The organism is Arthrobacter agilis (assembly GCF_030816075.1).
GTDB classification, from domain to species: Bacteria; Actinomycetota; Actinomycetes; order Actinomycetales; family Micrococcaceae; genus Arthrobacter_D; species Arthrobacter_D agilis_E.
The window spans coordinates 3,065,079-3,087,048 of sequence record NZ_JAUSXO010000001.1 but is presented as its reverse complement, the minus strand read 5'-3'; the positions used below and the strand labels follow the sequence as shown (position 1 = coordinate 3,087,048).

Here is a 21,970-nt window from a genome sequence, read left to right as displayed (position 1 = left end):
TTCGGTCGTGTCACCGGCTGGAAGATCGCGGCGCTGAGCGTCAGGGACGTTAGACAAGGGAGGACTCACTTTCGCGGTTGATTTCTTCGAGGCTCTTGTTCTTGGTCTCCGGAGCCAGTGCCAGGCAGATCACCAGGCCGCAGAGGCCCACCGCGGCGAAGAACCAGAGCGCGGCGTTGTTGCCCCAGGCGGCGACGAAGTTGGGGAAGACCAGGACCCCGAGGATGGAGCCGATACGGCTGACGGAGGTGGCGAGACCGGCTCCCGTCGCCCGGACCGAGGTGGGAAAGAGTTCGGTGGGGTAGACGAAGTTCAGGATGCCGCCGCCGGAATTCGCGAAGAGGACCGCAATGCTGAACAGGGTCACCAGGAAGACGAGCGTCGGCTGCTGCACGAGGGCCAGGATCACGAGCGCCGTTGTCAGGCCGGCGAACGACATGATGATCAGGGGGCGGCGTCCCCACCGATCCACGAGGTTCATGCCGATGATCGCGCCTGCGAGGCCGAGCAGCGCCACACACCCGGAGCCGACGATGACGATGGTCCGGTTCCCGTTGGCGAGCGGCGCCAGGATGGTCGGCGTGTACATCGAGATCCCGTAGTAGGCGGTCGCGTAGCAGAACCAGAAGCCGCAGACGAAGAAGGTCCGCTTGCGGAGGGACGGGGAGAACAAGGTGCCGGCTCGGACCTTCGGTGCAGGGGTGACGCGAAGGTCCTCGTCGTCGGGCTCTTCGCCGGTGATCGCCCTCAGTACGGCCCGCGCGTCGTCGGTCCTGCCTTTCGACATCAGCCAGCGCGGCGACTCGGGCAGCTTTGCCCGAAGGACGAACACGACGAGGGCGAAGACGGCGCCGGTCAGAAGAAGGGTGCGCCATGCCCAGTCGCCCAGGGGTGCGACAGCCAGTCCGATGACGTACGCGGCGACGGCGCCCACGAACCACATGGCACCGAGGGACGTGCTGTGCATCCCCCGGCGTTTGGTGGATGCGAACTCCGACACCAGCGTCGCGGAGATGGGATAGTCGGCGCCGATGCCGACTCCGAGGAGGAACCGCAGCACGATGAGCTGCCAGACGTCCTGGCTGAAGGCAGTAAGGGCTGCGAAGACGACGAAGGCCAGCAGGTCGATCACGTACATCGCCTTGCGGCCGAACTTGTCCGTCAGATTGCCGAGCCAACTCGCTCCGACGAAGGAACCGATGATGGCGGACGATACGACCAGGCTCTGCTCCAGCGCGCTGATCTCCCAGTGCTGGGCGATCAGCGGAAGCGCCACGGCAATGACGGTCAGGTCGAAGCCGTCCAGGAATGTGCCGCCCGCCGACAGCAGGGTCACTTTACGCTGGAACCGCTTGACGCGTGGGCTGTCGGATGTAGCGAGCGACATTTCCAGTACCTCTCTGTAGGTGGAAATCTGTGGGTGTGTCTACATCGATTTAGTTCGACTCATCGAGCGTAGGATTAAATCGATTTAGGTGTCAACGGTATTTCAGGAGCCAAACAGGTTGCGGGAGGTCGGGCGGATGGGTTACGAACGAGGAGCCGGGGACGTGGCGTGGCGCAACTGCTACGTGGCCATGCGGCACGGGGAGAGCTTCGCGAACGTCCGCGGCATCATCGCCAGCAGCATCGAAGCTGATGCGGAGCACACGGCGGGACTGACCGAGCGGGGCAGGAGACAGGTTCTGGCAGCTGCCGAGAGTTCCGGCCTGGGGGCCGACGCCCTGCTGGTCTGTTCGGATTTCGTCCGTGCCCGCCAGAGTGCGGACATCCTCGCAGGAGTCCTCGGGAGTGGGGCCCCAACGATCGATCCGCGCCTGCGGGAGCGGCACTTCGGCGGGTTCGACGGCACCGGAGTGGAGAACTATGCGCGGGTCTGGGCCGCCGACCTTCGGGGCGAGCCCACTCCAGGGGTGGAGAGTGTGGAGCGCGTGCGCGCGAGGGTCCGGGATCTTCTCACCGAGATCGAGGCCCTGCACGCGGGGCAGGTTGTGGTGCTGGTTGCTCACGGTGACACGCTCCAGATCCTGGAGACGATCTTCGCCGGCATCCCACCCACGGAGCATCGCAGCCTGGAGCCGTTGCTGAACGCCGAGATCCGGCGGCTTGCCGGCCCGCGAGGTGTTCCAGAAGGTTGAGCCCCGGGACCGGCTCAGCCCGGTCCGACACGTGGGGCCGTCACGTCCCTTCCGTGGAGGTGGCGGGCCAGGGGATGCTCTGCCAGGGGACGTCGTCCGGACGCCCTGGCGCGACCCGCACCAGCGGCGGCACGGTGAGGAGGAACTCTCCCGCGCAGAATGTCCCGACCTGCCGGGCGGCCGTCGGCGACACGCAGAGACCACCATCGGTGGAGCTGAGGAGCTTTTGCAGGTCCCCGAAGGCAGTCACCCGGCCCAGGCCTTCCTGCAGTCCGGCCAGTCGCGTGTGCGTGCCATGCTGTTCGAAGGCGTCCGGCCGTTCGCCGGCCTCGTCCTGATACGGCGCCCACAGAACGTGGTTGGTGTGGAGGAGGTCCCTGCCGACGGGGCCCTGCACACATCCTTCCGCCGAGCATTCATATCCTCGGATCCCCTCCGGGTCGCCCAGGGCGTAATGCTGCCCTGAGGCGTGAGGAACCGACACGAGATACTCCGAAGCGGCGGCGGCGCTCGTGCGCCGCAGCAGTTCCCGCACGATGAAGGCGACCGGGAGCCCTTCCGCCGCGGCAGGAAGTGCACGCAGTGTGTTGACGCAGACAGCCAGTCCGGCGGCATTCACTCCCAGCAGTCCGATCATGCCCGCACCCGTCAGGACGATCTGGTCAGGGCCGTCCTGGCCGTCGATCTGCAGGACGATCTGCGACCCGTCCATGGAGGCGGGCAGGTCCATGTTCTGTCCGAGGACGAAATCCCCCTCCGACGTGCTGCCGTGTCGTAGGAACGTCCCGATCGTGCTGCAGCCGACATCGGGGTCCCGTTCATGGCGCCACTCCTCGTCCATCAGGTTGTACACGAGGACGTCCTCGAACGGCTGGCCACTGCCGGCCGCGATTCCTTCGACCTCGGCGAACAGATCCGGGCTCGAGGTCCTTGCGCTGACGGCAAATCCGGTGGAGGAGAGGAATCCGTCGATGTACCGCTGCGCCGGGATACCCTCCCGCTCTCCCACGACGTCACGCCACCGCTGCATCGCGTCGGCGATGAGGCCCCGGAACTCCTCCCCGTGCGCGTTGCCGCGGGCGGTCCCGTTGCCGGTCACGTGCAGGAGGCGCACACCGGAACTGCTTGCCGCGCCGGAGGAGGATGGGCGGGGGAGTGCCGGGCCGTCCGAGTGCATGCTGTCCTTCGGGTTCGAGACCGATGATCACATCGACGGACACCTTACGTGCCCGGCAGGCATCGGTGCAGCCCCGCGCCCCTCGATGTCCGCCCTTGTCGTTGCAGGGGATCGATGAGATGCGGACGCGCTTCCCGGGTCGGCTCGCCGACGCTTCCAGGGCTTCACGGCCGCCCGGCACACCAGAAACCCGGCACACCAACCACCAGTGCACCACCTGCCCGGATTCCTTGGCGGGACGCAGTCTTGTCGAGGAGGCGTCCACGAAGGAACGCGGCATGACGCCTGAGTGGACCGCTCGACCCGCTCCCGCGGTCCGCACCAGCCCACGGTGCGAGGCACCACCGACCCAGAAAGGTTCATCATGCCTTCACGTATCCAGCCCGATGCATCACCTGACCGGCCGCACGCAGCCGAACGGCGGAGATCCGGTCCCGTCGCTGCATACCTGGCCGCACCGCTGTGGACCTTGCAGGCCCCCATCTGGCTTCTTGCGCCGAAGGTGCAGGAGGCAACGGCGCCGTTCGCGATCACGAAGCCGCTGCTCTTCGTCCTGTTCTGGTTGTCGATCGCCGGCGCCGTCGCGTTCTCGGCTGCAAGCGCCGCGGAAGCACCGAGGGCGATCGACGGGCTCGGTTCGCGGATGGCGTGGTGGGCGAGACTGCTCGCGACGATTGCGGCGTGCCTTGCCACAGTGGCGACCATCTCCATCGTCACCGCACTCCTTCCGGGCTTTCAGGGGCTCGCGATCGGCCTGATGACGAGCACGTTGAACGGCGCCCTGCTGGTCCTGGCCCTCAGTGTCTGTCTCTCCGCCTTTCTCGGCTGGCGGCTCGACCACGCTCCACGGTCGACGAACATCCTCCTCACCGCTGTGGCCGTCGCCACCATCGCCATGATCGCCGTCATCGTTGCCGGCGGATCCGACTCGGTGGTCAGTCTGTTCGTCGCCGTCGCCGTGGCGGTGCTCAACGGGATCGTCTGGTGCGGTTGGGGGAGATCATCCACGACTCGCCGGCATCGCCCGTAGGTCCCGGCATCCGTCCGCTGCCCCGTCAGCGGACGGATGCCGCGGCTCTCTAGCGGGGCTCCGTTGCAACGGGGGAGGTCCGGCGGCCCGGCTGGACGACCGCCGGTGGGCTGGTCCAGAATCTGCGGTCGACGACCAGGAGGGCCAGGGCGACCAGGCACCAGACCAGGCCGTACAGCCACGTCATCCTGGAGGTGTCGTCCGTGGCCTGCCACAGGGTGCTCGTTTCGACGGTGCCTTCGGTGGCGTGGGCGATCAACGTGATCAGCGAGCTGCCCGAGGCGTGATTGAACAGCCACGCGTACCAGAACGTCACCGCGACCGTGGCGGCGGCCTCGACCGGACTCGACCCGAACTGTGGCATCAGGAAGAACGGGATATGCCAGACGGTCACCCCGACGGCCATGAGCACGGTTGCGGCAAGCGGGGTGCGGGTGGTCTGCAGCTTCGGCTGGGCCCAGCCGCGGAAGCTCGACTCCTCCGGCAACTGCGCGTTGAGGGGGTTGACGATGTTGATCGCGATGGCCATCGGCAGGCTGTACCAGACACCGAATTCCGCGATGTTCACCCCGGGGGCGCCCAACGCGCCGTTGAGGCCGATGGACGCGAACTTGACCGCCAGCGGGACGGCGATGGCCAAGGCGTACCAGGCCCAGCCGACCCGCCAGCGGATCAACCGTGACCCCATCGCCTTCAATCCGTCGACGCCCTCGGTGAGGTACACGACGATCAGGGCCGCGACCAGGACACCGGGGGCGAAGAAGCTCTGCCAGGGAATGGCACCCCAGCAGAGGACGTAGGCGAGGAGGAAGAAGGTGAGCACGGGATGTCGCCGGATGACGGACATGACAAGCCTTTCGATCCATAGGCCCTTGGCGACCTGACCCCAGAATCGCGGAGTCGGATGACGCGGCCCAGCCGGATTACCCGCCAATACCCTGTTCGGGTTTTTCCCCTGTCCGCGCGCGGGAACCGCCGGCGCCGGTTGCCTCCCTGGTCACTTCCTCAGGAAGAGGAGCACGGCCAGCACGCGGCGGGACTCGCTTCCCGTCGAGGGCAGGCCGAGCTTGTCGAACACGCTGGAGACGTACTTCTCCACGGCGCGCTGCGTGATCACCAACCGCTCGGCGATGCCGGCATTGGAGTTGCCCGCTGCCATCAGTTCGAGGACCTGGCGTTCCCGGGGGGTGAGCCTTCCCAGCGGATCGTCGCTTCGCCGCCGTCGGAGCAGCGTCGTGACGATGTGCGGATCGATCGCCGATCCGCCCCCGGCGACACGTCGTACGGCGTCCACGAACTGATCGATCTCGCTGATCCGGTCCTTGAGGAGGTACCCCACCTTGTCCGCCGACTCCGACAGCAGCTGCATGGCCAGGCCGAGCTCGACGTACTGGGACAACACGAGGACGCCGATGCCGGGGTGGTCCCGGCGGATACGGAGAGCTGCCTGCATCCCCTCGTCGGTGTGCGTGGGTGGCAGGCGGATGTCCAGGATGACGATGTCCGGCGGCGCAACACGGATCCGAGCCAGCAGGTCGTCGGCGTTGTCGTAGGCGTCGCTGACGTGCAGGCCGGATCCGACGAGGATGCGCGTCAGACCCTCGCGCAACAGCACGCTGTCCTCCGCGATGGCAACGGTCAGTGGGGTCAGGGACATGGGATCTCCGCCCGAACCTGCACGCCCCCCGCGGTGGCCCTCCCGACCTGGAAGCGACCTCCGAGAGCCTCGACCCGGTCGGTCAGTCCCTGCAGTCCCGCCCCCTGGGGTGTCCTGAGGAAACCGACACCGTCATCGCTGATCTCCACCGCGATCACCCGGCCCGACGTCCCGACGCACACCTGCGCCTCGGTGGCGGATGCGTGCTTGCCGATATTGGCGAGTGCTTCGCTGACCACGTAGTAGACCGCGACCTCGACGGACTCGGGCAGACGATCGGGCAGGCGGACGTCGAGGTGGACGGGCACTGGGGCGCGGGCGGCCAGGGATTCGAGCGCCACCCCCAGCCCGTGACCGCTCAGCACGGCCGGATAGATGCCGTGGGCGACTTCGCGGAGTTCCTGGAGGGACGCGGAGACCGACGCCCGGGCCTCGTGCAGCCGCACCTTCACCGACGGGTCGATGTCGGGTTCCTCACCCAACAGCCCCAGGTCGAGCGAGAGCGCGACCAGGCGGACTTGCGCCCCGTCGTGGAGGTCGCGTTCGAGGCGCTGCCGCTCCTGCCGGCCGGCCTCGAGCACCCGGGTGCGTGAGCCCTGCAGATCCTGCAGCCGGGCGCGGAGTTCGGAGCGCAACCGGCCGTTCTCGAGGGCGATGCCGGCGGTGGCCAGCACGGTATCGAGAAGTTCGTGTTCGTCCTCCAGGGACCGGTCGAAGCTCACGGCGGCCATGGGCTCCTTGTCCCGCAACAGGATCCGCAGCGCGTGATCGTCGTCCGGGTGAGGGTCCGCGGTCGGTTCGCCGTGCTGATCGGCCCACGTGCCCAGTTCCGGAAGCCAGTAGTGCAGGCGCACGGACGGGTCACGGAGGGCGCGGGCCAGGGGCGCCTGCAGGTCGGTCGTCGGGTCGTCGCGCAACTCGACCAGCAGCCCTGCGGCGTCGCCACGGGCGAGCCGCATGTCCAGCAGGGCGTAGAGGAAGGCGACCGGGGCAAGGCCCAGGGCAGCAAAGGTGATCAGCCTCAGGACCTCCACGAAGGGCAGGGCGAATGCGCCGGCGAGGTACAGGACGGCGAGCATGATCAGGGAGATGCTGAAGGCGTCCACGACCAGCGTCGCTGGTCGTCGCGCAGACCCGGACGGGCTGCGGCGGCGGTGGAGCAGAACCAGCCCGGCCAGCAGGCAGACGGCGACCAGGTTCAGCTGCACCCACTCGACGACATCCCCCAGCGCACCCTGATCGGTCATCGCGAAGACACTGTCCGGGTTGACCCCCACGATGATCTTGATCAGTTGCACGCCCAGCGTGACGGCGTAACAGCCGCCGACGATCCACCGCTCCGACCTGCTGATCAGCCGTCCAGCAGGGAAGGCCAGGAAGACGTGCAGGAACATGGCCGCCGGCACCATGTCGAAGAGTTGCCCGATGCTGTGCACGAGCGGTTGGGTCGACCACTGCAGGGGGGTCAGAGCCATCGTGAAGCCGAGCAGCAACATCAAGGGGCCCAACCGACTGGCCGGACGTCGCCACCATGCCACCACGCCGCTCAGTACGTACGGTACGACGATCCAGCCGACGAAGAAGGCGCGCAGTGCGGGCTGATCCAGCCTGCTGCTCGCAAGGCCGAGGATCAGGACGCCGGCGAGTACACCGATGCCTGCGACCGCGACGGCCCACAACAGCCAGGACCGAGGAGCAGTCGCACTTTCGGCCACCGGACTCCTCCCTCCCCGACGTCCCGCCTCGTCACGCCCTCCGCGCGACCCCGGCCATTCCGGCTGGTTCGACGACCGCGACCTCGGTACGGCACAGGCCTCGGACCTCGCGTTCCCGGCGATGACGACTCCGGGGTCTGCTGCACGTCCTGCGACCGGGCCGGGCACTCCCCTCCTCCCGGGCGCGGAGTCCGAACCCGGGTGATCGGCAGCGTCAGGAACCCGACGATGTGCGCGATTCCGGTGACGGATCAGGTGGTCCTCGATGTTCGGAACCGGCCGGCCGCGCGCCCTTGTCGGGCAGACTGTCCTCCCGTCGGTCGTCGCTGTCAAGGTCGACGTGAGGAGAAACCCGCGGCAGGGAATTCCCGCGGAAGGTGGCATCGCGTCCGGCCTCGCCGTCTCGGCTGTGGATTCACGGGGGCTCCTTCAGCGGTCCACCGCTGTCCGCCCGAACGCCCGCCCTGCGCGGTGGCTATCGGGCGGGCGTGACCGTGTAGAGCAGACCGTTGTCGTCTCCGGCCACCACCACGGAATAGTCGGCGTTGCTGAGGGCGACGACGCCGGCGGAATCCGTGCCCGACCGCGAAGCGTCGACGACGAATGCGGCCGATTCGAGCACCGCCTGCGCCTCAGCGATGGGATCGGCGCCATCCGACGCGGTCGTGACCGCCCAGCCCTCCTCGTTCTCGCCGTCGGATGCACCGCCGACGCCGAACCGGATGTCACCGTCTATGATCTCGACCTCGGCGGGCCACCCTTCAGGCAACTCGCCCACGCTCATCTCCCCGTCCCTAGCGCCTTCGATCACCCGTTCGACTCCACCGCCGACGGTCCCGCCCAGCGGACTACCGAAACAACCGGTGAGGAGGGGCAGGCCGAGTGCGGTGATCGCCAGCGCGAGGGGGACGTGAGCACCGGACCGGTTCCGGGGCATGCGCGGCGCCCTACCGGATCCGCCGGGACCGTCCGGTCGGGTTGCGGAGGAGGGATTGCTCGAGGCGTCGGGCCGGGTACGGGCGGACATCATGGACCTTTCTGGTGTGGTGGTCGTTCGGACCGTGAACTGGTGCAGACCGCGGGAGCGCTTCGAGCGGTCCTGCCGGGCGTCGTGTCACGGTCCTTCCTGGACGCCTCGATCAGTCTGCTTCCCGCCCGGGGAATTGTGCAGGTGGGGTGCTGGTGGTTGGTGTGCCGGGTTTCTGGTGTGCCCTGGACGCCTGAAATCCGCCCCGGCGGTCGGCCTGCGTCGATCCCGGGACGACCGCCGGCCGCTGCCCACCCGATGGCGCAGGACCTGCGATCATGGGCGGATGCGTGTCCGAGGCGCGCGATACCGACGAAGCGGCGGGAGCCGGCAGGGCAGGGGCGATTCCCGCGTCAACCAGGGGCATCCGTACCTCTTCCGGCATGGACGGTGCCACATGCGGTTATGGTTAGGCGTCCCGGCATCGGTCTCATCCGGAGGATGCCGAGGCGCTGGAAGGGAGAGGGAAGCGGCGTGGAGCAGTACGGGAGTGCGGGCGCGGAAGACGCGGTCGATCAGATCAGGGCTCATGCCCGGGGCGTCTTCGAGGCAACGGCATCTGCGTATTCGCTGATGGATCCCGACTACGTGATCCTCGCCGTGAATCCGGCGTTCGCCGATCTGGTCGGGATGTCCGCCGCCGATCTCTTGGGCCGCCAGGCTTTCGAGGTCTTCGCCGAGAGCCCGTCACAGTCCGAGCAGGAACCGGCCAGGGTGATGCGCGATTCGCTCGAACGCGTGAAGCGCACCGGGCAGCGGGACAGCATGCTCCTGCATCGTTTCGACATCCCTGATCCTGCCCGCCCCGGCGCCTTCCTGGAGCGGTACTGGAGCCCGGTCAACAACCCCGTCCTGGACGACGAGGGTCGCGTGGTCGCGCTCCTGCAGGAGGTGCACGACGTCACCGAGCACCGCGATGACCTCGTCCGTCTCCTCGGGTACCTCAGTGCTGATCCGGACGCATCGGACGCGGACCGGGACCAGCGTTTCGCCGAGTACTCGGCGGCGACCATGGTGACCTCCAGCCTGTATCGCTCCGCGCGACGGGAGGTGGAGCAACTGCAGGAAGCGATGAGCTCCCGGGCCGGCATCGAGCAGGCCAAGGGCATCCTCATGGGTCGGCATCACTGCACCAGCGCAGAGGCTTTCCTCCGGCTGCAGAAGATGTCCAACGACACCAACGTCAGGCTGACGGACGTCGCAGCCGCCATCGTCTACCAGGTGACAGCACCGCCCAGTGGGGGATAGTCACCTCGCGCCGTCCGCGGTGATGCCTGGGTGCAGTGTCAGTCGACGCGTTGCGCGAGCTGAAGCAGGTTCCCGACGGTGTCGTCGAGGACTGCCACGACGACTGGGCCCATGGCGGTCGGCGGTTGGGTGAAGGTGACGCCGAGGGCCGTGAGCCTGGTGTATTCGGCCTCCACGTCGGCGACCCCGAGGACGCAGAACGGTATGCCGTCGGCGATCAGTGCATCGGTGAACGGCCCGGTGGCCGGGTGGCCCTTCGGCTCGAGGGACAGCTGCGTGCCGTCGGGGCGGTCGGGATCGATCACTGTGAGCCAGCGGTGCTCGCCCAGCGGGACATCCGCCGACACCGTGAAGCCGAGGCGGCGCGTGTAGAAGTCGAGGGCCCGCTGCTGGTCGTCGACGAAGATGCTCACGACGTCGAGTTTCATTGTTCTGCCTTTCGGGGAGGCCATCGGTCAAGGATCCCGACCAGGGGCGATGTGTCGATCGTGTGGAACCGGTAGCGGCCGCTGCGCTCCGAGTGCACGAGCCCGGCTGCCTCCAGGACGTCGAGATGCTGCGCCACCGCCTGGCGTGACGGGGTGAGGTCGTGGTGCATGGCGAGCTTCGAACAGAGCTCGAACAGGGTCTGCCGGTCCCGCTGCAGGAGTTCGTCCAGGAGCGCCCGCCGGGTCTCGTCGGCCAACGCCCGATAGATGTCCGCCACCCCTCCATGATAGGTAAGTCCCTGGTTACCTGTAAAGGGGTGGGCCACCGAGGTCGGCACGGGACGCGGGACTCAGGGCGAGGTCAGGGCGTCCCGGTGCATCTGTGCCACTGGTGCGAGTCGGGTGAGTTGGGTGACGTGGTGGGGTTGGAGTTCGGCGAGGTGGGAGACGCCGAGCAGGCGCATGGTGCGTTCGATCTCGTCGCGGAGGATGGCGATGGTCTTGTCGACGCCTTCGCGGCCGCCGGCCATGAGGCCGTAGAGGTAGGCGCGGCCGATGAGGGTGAATTTGGCGCCCAGGGCGAGGGAGGCGACGATGTCGGCGCCGTTCATGATGCCGGTGTCGATCATGATCGTGGCGTCGGCTCCGACTTCGCGGACGACCTGCGGTAGGAGGTGGAATGGGATGGGTGCGCGGTCGAGTTGGCGGCCGCCGTGGTTGGAGAGGATGATGCCGTCCACGCCGAGGTTCACGAGGCGCACGGAGTCCTCGACGTTCTGGACGCCCTTGATGAGGATCTTGCCGGGCCACAGGTCGCGGATGATGGCCAGGTCGTCGTAGCTGATGGTGGGGTCCATGGCGGCGTTGAGGAGGTCTCCGACGGTGCCGCCGGTGTCGGTCAGGGACGCGAATTCCAGTTTGGGGGTGGTGAGGAAGTCGATCCACCACCAGGGCCGGGGGACGGCGTTGAGGATGGTGCCCAGGGACAGCTGGGGTGGGATGGAGAAGCCGTTGCGTTTGTCGCGCAGGCGGGCTCCGGCGACGGGGGTGTCGACGGTGAACATGAGGGTGTCGAAGCCGGCTTCGCCGGCGCGTTTGACGAGGTCGTAGGAGATTTCCCGCTGCCGCATGACGTAGAGCTGGAACCAGTTGCGGCCGGTGGGGTTGGCTGCTTTCACGCCCTCGATGGAGGTGGTGCCGAGGGTGGAGAGGGTGAAGGGGATGCCGGCGGCGGCGGCGGCGCCTGCGCCGGCTGTTTCTCCTTCGGTCTGCATGAGCCGGGTGAAGCCGGTGGGGGCGATGCCGAAGGGTAGGGCGCTGGGTCCGCCGAGGATCTCGACCGAGGTGTCGACGTGTTCGGCCGGGCGCAGGATCGAGGGGTGGAACTCGATGTCCTCGAATGCCTGGCGGGCGCGGCTCAGTGACAGTTCGCCCTCGGCGGCGCCGTCGGTGTAGTCGAAGGCGGCTTTGGGGGTGCGGCGCTTGGCGATCGTGCGCAGGTCGGCGATGGTGAGCGCCGCGTCCAGGCGCCGCTTCTTGCCGTTGAGCTCGATCTTCTTGAACTGCATCAGCTCGAGCATCTCCGCGGGAACGGGGAGTTGGCGCTTGGTCACTGGATGATCCTTTCAACGGCTGGAACTGTGCTGAGGCTGTAGGGGCGGCTCGGTTCGTAGAGCACGGGCGTGACCCCCGCCGCGACGAGCTGCCGGAGCTCCGGCAGGCCGCCGTCGAGCGACCCGTCCGCCCGCGCCTGGACGAGGATGTTCCCGAGTGCCGTGGCTTCGACAGGACCCGCCAGGACCCGACGGCCGGCAGCATCGGCGGTCAGCCGGCACAGCAGTGCGTTCTGCGAGCCGCCGCCGACGATGTGGATGACCTCGGCCGTCGTCCCGGTGAGCCTCTCCGCGTCGGCGATGGTACGGGCGTACCCGACGGCGAGACTGTCGAGGATGCAGCGGACGATCGCGGCCGGCTCGCCGGGCAGGACGGAACCGGTGCGCGCGACGGCGGACACCAGTCGCCCCGGCATGGAGTCGGGCGCGATGAACGAGGAGTCGTCCGGGTTGATGGTGGGTCCACCGGCCGGCAGGGCCGCGGCGTCCGCCAGCAGGGCGGCGAAATCCGGGGCCGGTCCCTCGATGCTCCATTCCCGCAGGCACTCCTGCAGCAGCCAGAGGCCACCGGTGTTGCGGAGGTAGCGGATGGTCCCGTCCACGCCGCGCTCGTTGGTGAAGTTCGCGGCGCGGCTCTCCTCCGTGAGGATCGGCGCGTCCAGCTCGACGCCGACGAGCGACCAGGTCCCGGAGGAGATGTAGGCGAAGGAGGCCGACGTGGCGGGGACGGCTGCGACGGCCGACGCGGTGTCGTGCGAGCCGACGGCCACGACCGCCGTCGCCTCCGCCAGCCCCGTGGCCCGGGCGATCCCGGGCAGCAGCCGGCCGATGACGGCGCCCGGTTCGACGAGCGGCGGGAACAGGTCCGGTGCCAGGCCGAGCGGGCCGAAGAGATCCACCGCCCACGTGCCGGTGGCGGCGTCGAGCAGTCCCGTGGTGGAGGCGTTCGTGGCCTCCGTGCGCCGCTCGCCGGTGAGCCGGTAGGCGAGCAGGTCGGGGATGAGCAGGGCCTGCACGCCGTCCAGCGACCGCTCCGCGGCCAGCTGGTACACCGTGTTGAACGGCAGGAACTGCAGCCCGGTGCGCGCGTAGAGCCGCTCCGGCGGCACGGCCCGGTGCACGGTGTCGACCACCGCGTCCGTGCGCCCGTCCCGGTAGCTGAACGGCAGGTGCCGGAGCGTGCCGGCGTCGTCGACCAGTCCGTAGTCCACGGCCCAGGTGTCGATCCCGATGCTCGCGACGGTGTCGCCGGTGCGGGCCGCGGCCTCACCCGCGAGCCGCAGACCGGTCAGCACCTCGGCGAGAAGGGCCTCCACATCCCACCGCAGGGCGCCTCCGAGGAACTGCACCCCGTTGGGGAAACGGTGCACGGTGGTGAGGTCGGGCCCGGCGTCCGTCAGCTTCCCGAGGATCACCCGGCCCGACGACGCGCCGATGTCGATGGCGGCATACACCCGCCCGTGATTCCCGGTCATGTCAGCGCAGGAACGCGGCGGCGACGCCCGCGTCCACGGGGATGTGCAGGCCCGTGGTGTGCGAGAGCTCGGCGGACGTCAGGACGGCGACGGCGTTGGCGACGTTCTCCGGCAGCACCTCACGCTTCAGGAGGGTGCGCTGGGCGTAGTACTCGCCCAGCTTCTCCTCCTCGACGCCGTAGACCGCGGCCCGCTTGGCGCCCCAGCCGCCGGCGAAGATCCCGGATCCGCGGACCACCCCGTCGGGGTTGATGCCGTTGACCCGGACGCCGTATTCGCCGAGTTCGGCGGCGAGGAGCCGGACCTGGTGCGCCTGGTCGGCCTTCGTGGCGCTGTAGGCGATGTTGTTGGGGCCGGCGAACACGGAGTTCTTGGAGGAGATGTAGATGATGTCCCCGCCCATGTCCTGCTCGATCAGTACCTTCGCGGCGGCCTGTGACATGAGGAACGAGCCCTTCGCCATGACGTTGTGCTGCAGGTCCCAGTCCTTCTCGGTGGTCTCCAGGAGCGGCTTGGAGATGGACAGCCCGGCGTTGTTGACCACGAGGTCGAGCCCGCCGAAGGCCAGGACGGCGGCCTGCACGGCCCGGAGCACCTGCGCCGGGTCCGTCACGTCCGCCTGGACGCCGATCGCGACGTCGGAGCCGCCGAGTTCCTCGGCGACAGCGCTCGCGCTGTCGATGTTGAGGTCGGCGATGACCACGCACGCGCCTTCCGCGGCCAGGCGCGTGGCGATGGCCTTGCCGATGCCCGACGCCGCCCCCGTCACCAGGGCGATGCGCCCGGCGTGGGATTTCGGCTTCGGCATGCGCGCGAGCTTGGCCTCCTCGAGCGCCCAGTACTCGATGCGGAACTTCTCCGCCTCGTCGATGGGGGAGTAGGTGGAGATGGCCTCGGCGCCACGCATCACGTTGATGGCGTTGAGGTAGAACTCACCGGCGACCCGCGCCGTCTGCTTGTTGGCGCCGAAGGAGAACATGCCGACCCCGGGCACCAGCACGATCGCGGGATCCGCGCCGCGCATGGCGGGGGATTCCGGCGTCGCGTGCCGGTCGTAGTACGCGGCGTAGTCCGCCCGGTACTCGGTGTGCAGTTCGCGCAGGCGCAGCAGGCAGCTCTCGACGTCGGCGTCGGCCGGGAGGTCGAGGATCAGCGGCTTGACCTTGGTGCGGAGGAAGTGGTCCGGGCAGCTCGTGCCGAGCGCGCCGAGGCGCCGGTGCCCTGTGGAGGCGAGGAAGTCGAGCACGCGGGGGTCGTCGGTGAAGTGGCCCACCTGCGCCCTGTCGGTGGAGGCGAGGCCGCGGATGGTGGGGGCGAGGGCCGCGGCCTTGGCCCGGCGCTCCTCGTCCGGCAGCGCCGCGTAGCCCTCGAGGGCCGGCCCGAAGGGTTCCGGGCGGCCGTGCTCGGCGATGTGGCGTTCGGCCGTCTCGATGATCCACAGGGAGTTCGCCTCGGCCTCCGCGGAGGTCTCGCCCCACGCGGTGATGCCGTGGCCGCCGAGGATCGTGCCGATGGCCTCGGGGTGGGCCTCCTTGATCGCGGCGATGTCGAGTCCGAGCTGGAAGCCGGGCCGGCGCCAGGGCACCCACACGACCTTCGGCCCGAAGATGGTGGAGGTCAGCGCCTCGCCGTCGGCCGCCGTCGCCACGGCGATCCCCGAGTCCGGGTGCAGGTGGTCCACGTGGGCGGCGTCGACGAGGCCGTGCATGGCCGTGTCGATCGAGGGTGCCGCCCCGCCCTTGCCGTGCAGCGTGTAGTCGAAGGCCGCGACCATCTCGTCCTCACGGTCCACGCCCGGGTAGACGCCCTGGAGGGCGCGCATCCGGTCCAGGCGCAGGACCGCGAGCCCGGACTCCTTCAGCGTGCCCAGATCACCGCCGGACCCCTTGACCCAGAGGAGTTCGACGTCCTCGCCGGTCACGGGGTCGGTCCCCGTGCCCTTCGCCGAGGTGTTCCCGCCGGCGTAGTTCGTGTTCCGCTTGTCCGCGCCGAGCCTGTTGGAGCGCTCGATCAGTTCGGTGACGGTCGGGTTCGTGGGGGCGGTGATCGGCCCCGTCGTCGTGGTCACTGTCATGCTCCCCATCCGGCCTGCCGGCCGCCCTGTCGTTCGTTGTTGATCCTGTCCTGGTAGCCGCTCTCGCGGAACGCCGTCATGGGATCCGCGGGGAGGCCCTTCGACTCGCGCCAGGAGGCCAGGCCCGGGCGGACGTCCGTGTAGAAGGCGTCCATCAGGATGGCGTTGGCCCCCAGGACGTCCCCGGATTCCTGTGCCGCGGCCAGCGCGGTGCGATCGATGAGCAGGGCGCGGGCCGTCATCTCCTGCACGTTCAGCACCGAGCGGATCTGGCCGGGGATCTTCTCCTCGAGGTTGTGGCACTGGTCGAGCATGAGCGCTATCCCGCTCGCCGGATCGAGGCCGCCACCGCGGACCACCTCGGCCATGATGCGGAAGAGCTGGAACGGGTCCGCGGCACCCACGATGAGGTCGTCGTCGGCGTAGAAGCGGGAGTTGAAGTCGAACGAGCCGAGCTTCCCGAGGCGGATCAGCTGGGCCACGATGAACTCGATGTTGGTCCCCGGCGCATGGTGGCCGGTGTCGAGGCAGACGAGGGCCTTCTCGCCGAGCTGCAGGCAGTGGGCGTAGGAGGTACCCCAGTCGGGGACGTCGGTGTGGTAGAACGCCGGCTCGAAGAACTTGTACTCGAGCACGAGCCGCTGGTCCTCGCCGAGGCGGTCGTAGACCTTCCGCAGCGACTCCTGGAGCCAGTCCTGGCGGGAGCGCATGTCCGCCTGGCCGGGGTAGTTGGAGCCGTCCGCCAGCCAGATCTTCAGGTCCCGGGAGCCCGTGACGTTCATGACCTCGATGCACTCGTACATGTGGTCGATGGCCTTGTTCCGCACGGCGGCGTCGCTGTGGGTGAGGCTGCCGAACTTGTAGTCGTCGTCCTGGAACGTGTTGCTGTTGATGGTGCCCAGCTTCACGCCGTGGTCCGCCGCGTGGTCGGCGAGGACGCCGTAGTCGTCCACCTTGTCCCACGGGATGTGCAGGGCCACGCTCGGGGCGAGGCCGGTCAGCCTGTTGACCATGCCCGCATCCGCGATCTTCTCCTCGACGGTGCGGGGGGTGCCGGGTGTCGCGAACACCTTGAAGCGCGTTCCGGAATTGCCGTAGGCCCAGGAGGGCACTTCGATGGCGAGCTGGTCCAGCTCCGCAGCGATGTCGTCGATGACAGTCATGTACTCTCTCCAGCGTTGAAGGGTGAGCGGCCACTGGGTGCTCCATGCACCGGCGGCGGGAGTTTCGGGTGTCTTCGCCTGCCCGGAACGGACCGGGAAGGGAGTCGGGAATCGGCGCACCTTTGAATCGTTTCATTGGTACGTTTCAAAGCTATCCTTGCTTCAGACCGAGTGTCAACAGCCCGGCCGGCCACCCATGCGGCGGCCGGACGCGAGTTTCGAGGTAGCCATGGAGAGCCGAACCGTCAGCATCAAGGACGTCGCGGACCGCGCAGGAGTGGCGGTCGGCACCGTGTCCAACGTGCTGAACCACCCCGCGCGTGTCTCCGCCGCCACCCGGGAGCGCGTGCAGGAAGCGATCGACGACCTCGGGTTCGTCCGCAACGACGCCGCACGGCAACTGCGCGCGGGCCAGAGCCGCACCATCGGGCTGATCGTGCTCGACGTCGGCAACCCGTTCTTCTCCTCGCTCGCCCGCGCCGCGGAGGACTGCGCGGCCGAGAACGGCAGCACCGTGGTCCTCGGCGACAGTGGCCAGGATGCGGATCGCGAGGCCCGCTACATCGACGTCTTCGAGCAGCAGCGTGTCCAGGGCATGCTCATCTCGCCCGTCGGCGACGTCGGGTCCCGGGTCGAGGCCCTGCGTACGCGCGGCATGCCCGTGGTGCTGGTGGACCGGACCGATGCGCAGCGGCGCTGCAGCTCGGTGTCGGTGGACGACGTCGCCGGAGGCTACATGGCGGTACGCCATCTCCTCGATGCCGGGCGCCGGCGCATCGTGTTCGTCGGGACCCGCGCCGACTACCGCCAGGTGGCCGACCGGCTCGCGGGAGCACGCCAGGCGGTCGAGGAGCACGACGGCGCGGTCCTCGAGGTCGTCGAGGCCGAGGCGATGACGGTCCTCGCCGGCAGAGACGTCGGCGACGAGATCGCGCAGCGCCGCAGGGAGGAACTGCCCGACGGCATCTTCTGCGCCAACGACCTGCTCGCGATCGGCGTCATGCAGGCCGTGCTGCTGATCCGCGGCCTGCGGATCCCGGAGGACATCGCCCTCATCGGCTACGACGACATCGACTTCTCGGCCTCCGCGGTGGTGCCGCTGTCGAGTGTCCGGAAACCGACCACGCTCATGGGGCGCACCGCCGTGGAGCTCCTCCTCGAGGAGATCGAAGGGCCCGCATCACGACGCCGGCAGGTCATCTTCGACCCGGAACTCGTGGAGCGCGGCAGCACGCAGGTCCCGGTCCGCGCGGTCGGCTGACCGCTCCCGACGCTCGAGGACCCGAGGTAACAGGTCCGTCTCGGGCTGTTGACGGTGATGTGGGTCACGCCTACTATTCGAGATGAACCGTTGCTCTGAAACGATTCATTTCATCCTGAGGAGCCGCAGTGACGCACTTTGCAGGTGGCAGTGAGGCCACCGACCAGACGGACCCGGAGCGGACCTCCGTGCTGACCCTCCGGGGGGCGCTGAAGACGTTCGGCCCGGTCGTCGCCCTCGCGGACGGCACCATCGACCTCGCGGCCGGTGAGATCCACGCGCTGGTGGGAGAGAACGGCGCGGGCAAGTCCACGCTCGTGAAGATCCTCGCAGGGGTGCACCAGCCCGACGCCGGCGAGTTCGTCGTCGCGGGACAGGCCGTCAGCTTCCGCAACGTGGCCGACAGCAAGGCCGCGGGCATCTCGGTCATCTACCAGGAGCCCACGCTGTTCCCCGACCTCACGGTGGCCGAGAACATCTTCATCGGACGCCAGCCGAAGGGCCGGTTCGGCCTGATCAGCCGCATCGAGATGCGCCGGCGCGCCAAGGAGCTGTTCGACCAGCTCGGCGTCCCGATCGATCCGGACCGCGTGGCGGAGGGACTCTCCATCGCCGACCAGCAGATCATCGAGATCGCCAAGGCCATCTCCCTCGACGCCCGCGTGCTGGTCATGGACGAGCCCACGGCGGCGCTCAGCGGCGTCGAGGTGGAGCGGCTGTTCACCGTCGCCCGCCGCCTGCGGGACGCCGGCAGCGGCATCCTCTTCATCTCCCACCGCTTCGACGAGGTCTTCGGCCTCTGCGACCGCATCACCGTCATGCGCGACGGCACCTACATCGCCACCCACGAGACGGGCGCGACATCCGTCGAGGCGATCGTCCGCGAGATGGTGGGCCGCGACATCGACGCCCTGTTCCCCAAGACCGAGACGGAAGCGGGCGACGTCGTCCTGCGGGTCAGCGGGCTGACCCGTCCCGGGGTCTTCCACGACATCGACTTCGAGGTGCGGGCCGGCGAGATCGTGGCCCTCTCGGGGCTGGTCGGCGCCGGGCGCACCGAGGTGGCCCGGGCGGTCTTCGGCATCGACCGCTACGAGTCGGGCACCGTCGAGATGGCCGGACGGCCGCTGCGTGCCAAGGACCCCCGCGCCGCGATCGACGCAGGCATCGGCTTCGTGCCCGAGGACCGGCGCAAGCAGGGGCTCGTCATGGACCTCTCGGTCGAGCGCAACGCGACCCTCACGCTCCGGCACTCGCTCGCCCGCTTCGGCATCATCAGCGGCCGCGCCGAACGCGAGGCCGCCGAGAGCTGGGGGAAGCGCCTGCAGGTCAAGGCCGGCTCGCCCGAACACGCCGTCTCCACCCTGTCCGGCGGCAACCAGCAGAAGGTGGTCCTCGCCAAGTGGCTCGCCGCGGACCCCAGGCTGCTCATCGTCGACGAGCCCACCCGTGGCATCGACGTCGGGACCAAGGCCGAGGTGCACCGCCTCCTGTCCGAACTCGCCGGACGGGGGATCGCGATCCTCATGATCTCCTCCGAACTCCCCGAGGTCCTCGGCATGGCGGACCGCGTGCTCGTCATGCGGGAGGGCCGGATCACCGGCCGCCTCGACCGCGCCGAGGCCACAGCAGAGACCGTCATGCACGCCGCCACCGCATCCCTGGAGTCCTCGCGATGAGCCTCGACAGCAAGAGCGCGGCCCCCGCGCACCCCACTCCCGGGCACCACCGCCCCTCGGCGCTCGCCTCCTTCCTCAAGCTCCGCGAACTCCCGGTGATCCTCGCCCTCGTGGTGCTCGTCGCCGTGACCGCGGCGCTCAACCCGCTGTTCCTCAGCGAGCAGGGCATCAAGGACCTGCTGCTGAACGCGACCATCCTGATGATCCTCGCCGTCGGCCAGACCCTCGTGATCATCACCCGGAACATCGACCTGTCCGTCGGCTCCATCCTCGGCCTCGTGGCCTTCGGCACCGGCAGCATCTTCGTGGCGGCCCCGAACCTCCCGATCATCGCGGTGTTCGTCGTCGGGATGCTCTTCGGCGCGGTCCTCGGTGCCCTGAACGGTCTGCTGATCACCATCGCGAAGGTCCCGGCCCTCGTCATCACGCTCGGCACGCTGTACATCTTCCGCGGCATCAACAACGCCTGGGCGGGCGGCACCCAGTACTTCGCCGGGGACCGGCCCGAGGCGTTCGGCAACCTCTCCGTGGACACGGTCCTCGGGTTCCCCGTGATCACCCTGATCGCCGTCGTCGTCGTCGCGATCGTTGCGGTGTACATGATGGGCACGCGGCCGGGCCGCGACCTCTACGCCATCGGCTCCGATCCCGATGCCGCGGGCCTCTTCGGCATCCCGGTCACGCGCCGGGTCCTGCTCGCCTTCGTGGTCAACGGCCTGCTCGCCGGTCTCGCCGGCGTGCTGTACGCCAGCCGCTTCAACTCGGTGGGCGCGACGACGGGCTCCGGCCTCGAACTCGACGTCGTCGCCGCGGCGGTGGTGGGCGGTGTCGCGATCTTCGGCGGCAGCGGCACCGTGGTCGGGGCCGCGATCGGAGCCCTCCTCCTGACCACCATCACCAGCGCCCTGACGGCGCTGCGCGTGGACAAGTTCTGGCAGCAGGCCATCGTGGGCATCCTGATCCTCGCCGCCGTCGTCATCGACCGCATCGCCAGCGTGCGGTCGGCCCGCAAGCTCCGCATGGCGGAGGCCCGCAATGTCTGACCGCCTCGACGCCCAGCCCGGACCCGCGACAGGCTCCGGCTCCTCCGTCCAGCCCGAACGGGACCAGCCGGAGACCGGCGCTCCAACGAAAGGCACGCGCATGGCCGCCCCAGGAACCAGGACCTCCGAGGAGAAGACCGCACGCCGCCCCGCGGCAGGGAAGGCCGACACCACCAAGGTGCTCGCCGTCCCCAAGGGCCGCACCGGCGCCGCGCGGATCCTGCTCGGACGCGACGCCATCATGATCTACGTGCTCGTCGTCGTCGTGCTCTACGCGAGCCTCGTGATCCCGCGCTTCGCGTCACCGGTCACGGTCGGCTTCCTGCTCCTGGACGTGATCCCCACGCTGCTCATCGCCCTGCCGATGACACTCGTGATCATCTCCGGGGAGATCGACCTCTCGGTCGCCAGCATCGCCGGGCTCACCAGCGCGCTCATGGGAGTGCTCTGGCAGGGTGGCATGCCGATCGCACTCGTCCTGGTGATCTGCGTCCTCGCGGGCCTCGTGGCCGGCGCCTTCAACGGGGTGCTCATCGCCTACCTCGGGCTGCCGTCCCTCGCCGTCACCATCGGCACGCTCGCCCTGTTCCGCGGCCTCGCCCTCGTGGTGATCGGCGACAACGCGGTGGCGAACTTCCCGCCAGGGCTCACGTCCTTCTTCACCTCGAAGATCGGCGGCACGGGCATCCCCACCGTGATGGTCGGCGTCGTGGTGCTCATCATCGCGTTCGCCGTCGTGCTGCACTTCACGCCGTTCGGCCGCGGGCTCTTCGCCCTCGGCTACAGCAAGGAGGCCGCGACCTTCGTGGGGATCGACGTCGCCCGCTCGAAGTTCCTGCTCTACCTGGCCACCGGGACCGTGTCGGCGTTCGCCGGCATCTACTGGACGCTCCGGTATTCGAGCGCACGGAGCGACAACGCGAGCGGACTCGAACTCGCGGTCATCGCCGCCGTGCTGCTGGGGGGCGTCTCGATCTTCGGCGGCAAGGGATCCATCCCCGGCGTCCTCGCGGGCGTGCTGCTGATCGGCACCATCAACTACGCCCTGAAGCTGGACCGCGTCTCCGAGGTGGTCCTCATCATCGTGACGGGCTCCCTGCTCATCCTCTCCGTCGTGGCACCGAACATCGGTGCCGCCGTCCAGCGGGCCCGCCATGCCAGGCAGGTCCGCGCAGCACCACTTCCTTAGGCCGTCCCCCTGAGGTTGAACCCGGCGTCTGGTCCCCAGCGCCCTTCGAAAGG

At 68.9% G+C, this 21,970-nt stretch carries 19 protein-coding genes; 7 read left to right on the top strand and 12 right to left on the bottom strand.

Annotation, left to right across the window (positions count from 1 at the left end; genetic code table 11):
• Window positions 1-49 precede the first annotated feature (49 nt).
• Window positions 50-1,387, bottom strand: a complete 1,338-nt coding sequence (locus QFZ50_RS14510) for an MFS transporter (protein ID WP_307085329.1) — start codon at window positions 1,385-1,387, stop codon at window positions 50-52.
• A 136-nt stretch (window positions 1,388-1,523) separates the two neighbouring features.
• Between QFZ50_RS14510 and QFZ50_RS14505 the strand changes: the two genes are divergently transcribed.
• Entirely contained in the window at window positions 1,524-2,138 is a 615-nt protein-coding gene (locus tag QFZ50_RS14505; RefSeq protein ID WP_307085328.1) for a histidine phosphatase family protein, read from the top strand.
• 40 nt (window positions 2,139-2,178) lie between these two features.
• On the opposite strand, the gene QFZ50_RS14500 is transcribed toward QFZ50_RS14505, so the two are convergent.
• Window positions 2,179-3,315: a C45 family autoproteolytic acyltransferase/hydolase gene (locus tag QFZ50_RS14500; protein ID WP_307085326.1), complete on the bottom strand. Its 1,137-nt coding sequence runs from the start codon at window positions 3,313-3,315 to the stop codon at window positions 2,179-2,181.
• Between the two features lie 364 nt (window positions 3,316-3,679).
• On the opposite strand from QFZ50_RS14500, the gene QFZ50_RS14495 reads away from it, so the two are divergent.
• Window positions 3,680-4,345, top strand: a complete 666-nt coding sequence (locus QFZ50_RS14495; protein WP_307085324.1) for a hypothetical protein — start codon at window positions 3,680-3,682, stop codon at window positions 4,343-4,345.
• A gap of 49 nt (window positions 4,346-4,394) precedes the next feature.
• Here QFZ50_RS14495 and QFZ50_RS14490 read toward each other — a convergent pair whose 3' ends face one another.
• The 4 genes from QFZ50_RS14490 to QFZ50_RS14475 all read right to left on the bottom strand — a co-directional run bounded on the left by QFZ50_RS14490 (window position 4,395) and on the right by QFZ50_RS14475 (window position 8,501).
• Complete coding sequence (locus QFZ50_RS14490) at window positions 4,395-5,192, bottom strand: CPBP family glutamic-type intramembrane protease (RefSeq protein ID WP_307085322.1); 798 nt, start codon at window positions 5,190-5,192, stop codon at window positions 4,395-4,397.
• 150 nt (window positions 5,193-5,342) lie between these two features.
• Window positions 5,343-6,002 carry a response regulator transcription factor gene (locus QFZ50_RS14485; RefSeq protein WP_307085320.1) on the bottom strand — a complete coding sequence of 220 codons (660 nt, stop codon included), beginning with the start codon at window positions 6,000-6,002 and terminating at the stop codon, window positions 5,343-5,345.
• Window positions 5,993-7,717: a sensor histidine kinase gene (locus QFZ50_RS14480; RefSeq protein WP_307085318.1), complete on the bottom strand. Its 1,725-nt coding sequence runs from the start codon at window positions 7,715-7,717 to the stop codon at window positions 5,993-5,995. Before QFZ50_RS14480 ends, QFZ50_RS14485 begins: the two co-directional genes overlap by 10 nt.
• A gap of 475 nt (window positions 7,718-8,192) precedes the next feature.
• Window positions 8,193-8,501 (bottom strand): hypothetical protein, encoded by a 309-nt coding sequence (locus QFZ50_RS14475; RefSeq protein ID WP_307085316.1) that lies wholly within the window; start codon window positions 8,499-8,501, stop codon window positions 8,193-8,195.
• 501 nt (window positions 8,502-9,002) lie between these two features.
• Here QFZ50_RS14475 and QFZ50_RS14470 point away from each other — a divergent pair.
• Complete coding sequence (locus tag QFZ50_RS14470; protein WP_307086834.1) at window positions 9,003-9,992, top strand: ANTAR domain-containing protein; 990 nt, start codon at window positions 9,003-9,005, stop codon at window positions 9,990-9,992.
• 38 nt (window positions 9,993-10,030) lie between these two features.
• Here QFZ50_RS14470 and QFZ50_RS14465 read toward each other — a convergent pair whose 3' ends face one another.
• The 6 genes from QFZ50_RS14465 to rhaI all read right to left on the bottom strand — a co-directional run bounded on the left by QFZ50_RS14465 (window position 10,031) and on the right by rhaI (window position 16,745).
• Window positions 10,031-10,420 (bottom strand): VOC family protein, encoded by a 390-nt coding sequence (locus QFZ50_RS14465; protein WP_307085314.1) that lies wholly within the window; start codon window positions 10,418-10,420, stop codon window positions 10,031-10,033.
• A complete protein-coding gene (locus QFZ50_RS14460) occupies window positions 10,417-10,698 on the bottom strand; it encodes an ArsR/SmtB family transcription factor (protein WP_307085312.1) in 282 nt (93 codons plus the stop codon). The genes QFZ50_RS14465 and QFZ50_RS14460 overlap by 4 nt, the downstream gene beginning before the upstream one ends.
• Window positions 10,699-10,770: 72 nt before the next feature.
• On the bottom strand, window positions 10,771-12,033 hold the full coding sequence (locus QFZ50_RS14455) for an alpha-hydroxy acid oxidase (protein WP_307085310.1): 1,263 nt from the start codon (window positions 12,031-12,033) through the stop codon (window positions 10,771-10,773).
• Entirely contained in the window at window positions 12,030-13,508 is a 1,479-nt protein-coding gene (locus QFZ50_RS14450) for a rhamnulokinase (protein WP_307085309.1), read from the bottom strand. The genes QFZ50_RS14455 and QFZ50_RS14450 overlap by 4 nt, the downstream gene beginning before the upstream one ends.
• Window position 13,509: 1 nt before the next feature.
• A complete protein-coding gene (locus QFZ50_RS14445) occupies window positions 13,510-15,582 on the bottom strand; it encodes a bifunctional aldolase/short-chain dehydrogenase (RefSeq protein ID WP_307085307.1) in 2,073 nt (690 codons plus the stop codon).
• Complete coding sequence (gene rhaI, locus QFZ50_RS14440; protein ID WP_307085305.1) at window positions 15,579-16,745, bottom strand: L-rhamnose isomerase; 1,167 nt, start codon at window positions 16,743-16,745, stop codon at window positions 15,579-15,581. Before rhaI ends, QFZ50_RS14445 begins: the two co-directional genes overlap by 4 nt.
• A 229-nt stretch (window positions 16,746-16,974) precedes the next feature.
• On the opposite strand from rhaI, the gene QFZ50_RS14435 reads away from it, so the two are divergent.
• The 4 genes from QFZ50_RS14435 to QFZ50_RS14420 all read left to right on the top strand — a co-directional run bounded on the left by QFZ50_RS14435 (window position 16,975) and on the right by QFZ50_RS14420 (window position 21,917).
• On the top strand, window positions 16,975-18,006 hold the full coding sequence (locus tag QFZ50_RS14435; RefSeq protein ID WP_307085303.1) for a LacI family DNA-binding transcriptional regulator: 1,032 nt from the start codon (window positions 16,975-16,977) through the stop codon (window positions 18,004-18,006).
• 128 nt (window positions 18,007-18,134) lie between these two features.
• Complete coding sequence (locus tag QFZ50_RS14430; protein WP_307085301.1) at window positions 18,135-19,685, top strand: sugar ABC transporter ATP-binding protein; 1,551 nt, start codon at window positions 18,135-18,137, stop codon at window positions 19,683-19,685.
• Window positions 19,682-20,728, top strand: a complete 1,047-nt coding sequence (locus QFZ50_RS14425) for an ABC transporter permease (protein WP_307085299.1) — start codon at window positions 19,682-19,684, stop codon at window positions 20,726-20,728. Before QFZ50_RS14430 ends, QFZ50_RS14425 begins: the two co-directional genes overlap by 4 nt.
• Complete coding sequence (locus QFZ50_RS14420; protein WP_307085298.1) at window positions 20,721-21,917, top strand: ABC transporter permease; 1,197 nt, start codon at window positions 20,721-20,723, stop codon at window positions 21,915-21,917. The genes QFZ50_RS14425 and QFZ50_RS14420 overlap by 8 nt, the downstream gene beginning before the upstream one ends.
• Window positions 21,918-21,970 lie beyond the last annotated feature (53 nt).